This window comes from Halomonas sp. ND22Bw (assembly GCF_003011945.1).
Lineage (GTDB): Bacteria > Pseudomonadota > Gammaproteobacteria > Pseudomonadales > Halomonadaceae > Halomonas > Halomonas halophila.
In genome coordinates this window covers 1-277 of the sequence record NZ_PXWD01000705.1, presented here as the reverse complement: position 1 = coordinate 277, position 277 = coordinate 1, and the positions used below count along the sequence as shown (strand labels likewise).

The window sequence follows — 277 nt, the reverse complement described above, 5'->3', positions numbered from 1 at the left end:
ATCACTATATTTACCGTATTTACTTACCAAAAAGAAAGAAAAATCATATTTACCGTAGTGAGGAAAAATTCTGAAAAATATTTGGTGAAGTAGAGGAGGGAAATCAAGAACCTGGGAGAGAGGCGAGCGTCTGAGGATGAGCATGAAGTGCTGGAGATCCCAGATGTTGAAGGAGAAAGCTGCAGACATTAGCAATTGCGCAGGTCCCTTCCCGGCTCTCAGCGACGTTGCTGCCACATAAACCTCATCCCCGCCGCCGCCGCCCACCGATGGCCTT

General features: G+C 47.7%; 1 protein-coding gene. It reads right to left on the bottom strand.

The genetic code is table 11. The features are described 5' to 3' along the window. Window positions 1-277: hypothetical protein (locus CVH10_RS26800; protein ID WP_219924879.1), on the bottom strand; the 277-nt coding region annotated here is incomplete at both ends.